This is a genomic window from Endozoicomonas sp. YOMI1 (genome assembly GCF_024606345.1).
GTDB lineage: Bacteria > Pseudomonadota > Gammaproteobacteria > Pseudomonadales > Endozoicomonadaceae > Endozoicomonas.
This window is the reverse complement of record NZ_JAHHPM010000450.1, coordinates 1-2290: the sequence shown is the minus strand read 5'-3', so window position 1 is coordinate 2290 and position 2290 is coordinate 1. Positions and strand designations below refer to the sequence as shown.

Genomic DNA, 2290 nt, shown 5'->3' with positions numbered 1-2290 from the left:
TTGCGCCACCCTCAGGGATGAAAAATCGTTAAGCAAAATATTTTTCACGGCAAAGATGTTAAAGAGCAGATTCTCACGCTCCTGAAAGATGTATGATGAGCAAAATATGTATCAATGGCTACAGCTAAATGAGCTCAACATCCTGCGCTATTCTGTTGTGCTTGAACTTTTTTTTGGTGTGACAGGTATTCTCGTAGCCTTCTACAGCCGCTCAAACGCTGTACTTCTGGACGGCTGTTATTCCCTGCTTTGTACCTTGACCATGATGGCAAACGTACGGATATCCCAGATAGTCAAGCTGCCGCCATCCCCTGAAAGCCCTTATGGCTATCCAACCCTTGAGCCATTAATGCTTTTTTTTGAAGGCATTATTTTACTGGGACTTTGCCTTGCCTTGCTGTCTTTTTCTATCTGCAAACTCATCATGGGTGGGTATATACCGGAGTTTGACCTTGCCCTGGCTTACGAGATTTTTTCAACGATTATCGGGGGAGCTACAGCCACACTTTTTTTTCTGCTTCATCGTTCAAAACCATCACCGCTGATCTATTTTGAATGTCAGGAGTGGCTGGTTGACTCTGCTGTCAGTGCAGCGGCTACTGCAGCGTTTGCGATAGCGTACCAGTTAGGGAATAGTCACCCGGTTACCCCTTTTATTGACTCCATACTCACCATATCGCTACTGCTGTTTTTAGTGGGGCTCCCCTTCAAAACACTGCACAAAAACTTTAAACAATTGCTGTTGAAAGATGTTGCTACCCCAGAGCTGTTAGAATCGACAAAAAATGTCATTGCAGAACAGTGGGACGCTCAGCAAATCAGTATTAGCATGATCTGGCTCGGCAGATGGCTATGGGTCAATATAGAGATAACCATCCATAACGATACTTTGCTAACCAAGGACGAACTTGAGAGCAATAGAGCTAAAGCAGAACACGCCATTAGCTCAATATGTAAATATTATCGTCTGCAGCTTAGCTTTCGTTTTCAGCAGAATAAGTTTTCTCAATAACGTGCAAACTTCCCGATTAAGTAGTTGCCCAGTAGAGAAAAAACCTTGCCACGGAGGCACGGAGGCACGGAGGCACGGAGAAAAGAAACAATCTTTTCCTCTGTGACTCCGTGGCAAAAAGAGGAAGTTATTCAGGGACAATTCCTAAGCTGCATACTTGTGGGCAATTGGGTCAGTAATCACAACCGTATCACCACGAAGCATAAAGTTACCACCGTGAAGGTCTATTGAGCCCACCGTTGACAGTTGGGTCAATACATCAAAGAGTGTATGCAGAAAGTCTTCATGGGATTCAATGATACTGTCATCAACAACATCTGAGATATCATTGCCCGCCCTTTTCACCAAATTAGAACTGGATACTTTTATCTTTTCAACAAACACTTCCAGCGTTTTGATTTCCTCGGGAAACTCACTGTGATCCATACCAAAAGACTGCATGACCGCCTTGAAAGCCCCCCATAAAAGGCCAAAGTCATAGTCATGAAAGTGCCGGGGCTCTGTTGCCCGCGATCCATCATCCATAAAGTCTGACAGGCGCTCAACCACGTAAATGCGAACCACGATCCCGCAGGGTAATGTAATGACATCTTCATGATGAATAACAGGAAGGTGTGGGTTGCTCTGATTTTCCGGTGTCATGCACCATCGGGCAAAGAGGTAATAGCCATCTTTCTTGTCAGGACACACCTTAACCACCTTATCCGGTTCATCGGGAAGGTTGTAAACCGTGGCATAAACACCCTCAGCGACAGGGTCGAACTCTGAACAGCGGTCTAGATATTGTGCAATATCCTGCTTGTCTTTGATTTCATTCTGTTCGACAAGCGCTTTTATTTCCTGGATCGTTTCCGAGTAAATCTTCATGTCTGATTTTCATCGATAAACAGTCAGGCATTTTAATTATCGATATCAACCAATCACTCATGCCTGATTCGGGTGACACCCTAACATCTATAAATGGCCCTTGTCAGCCCCGCTTGATGAACCCTCTGATTTCAGGAATACAGTAGACACAGTTTGTTCCAGCCTTCAGATAACGCCACTTGAACAGGATCGGTAAACCTCTGCTCAGCAATGGCCGGACAGATCGTCTTCTCACCAACCCCAAAGCAGGCACAAACCTGCCTGCCAGCATCTTCTCCCCGGGGAGAGGGTTACCGGACAGAACCCACCAGGCTTCCTCAATTGAGGCAGTCTGACAAAACCAGGACTGTAACCACATACAATACACCACCCTGGAAACAGGGAAATGACTGTATTATTGCGACCAAAAGA

3 protein-coding genes are annotated in these 2290 nt (G+C 45.4%); 2 read left to right on the top strand and 1 reads right to left on the bottom strand.

Annotated elements, in window-relative coordinates:
• Window positions 1-106 precede the first annotated feature (106 nt).
• Window positions 107-1012 carry a cation transporter gene (locus tag KDK15_RS15995; RefSeq protein ID WP_257296387.1) on the top strand — a complete coding sequence of 302 codons (906 nt, stop codon included), beginning with the start codon at window positions 107-109 and terminating at the stop codon, window positions 1010-1012.
• A 144-nt stretch (window positions 1013-1156) separates the two neighbouring features.
• Here KDK15_RS15995 and KDK15_RS15990 read toward each other — a convergent pair whose 3' ends face one another.
• Window positions 1157-1879, bottom strand: a complete 723-nt coding sequence (locus KDK15_RS15990; RefSeq protein WP_257296386.1) for a hypothetical protein — start codon at window positions 1877-1879, stop codon at window positions 1157-1159.
• A 210-nt stretch (window positions 1880-2089) separates the two neighbouring features.
• Between KDK15_RS15990 and KDK15_RS15985 the strand changes: the two genes are divergently transcribed.
• On the top strand, window positions 2090-2290 hold a 201-nt coding region (locus KDK15_RS15985), incomplete at its 3' end, for a hypothetical protein (RefSeq protein WP_257296385.1).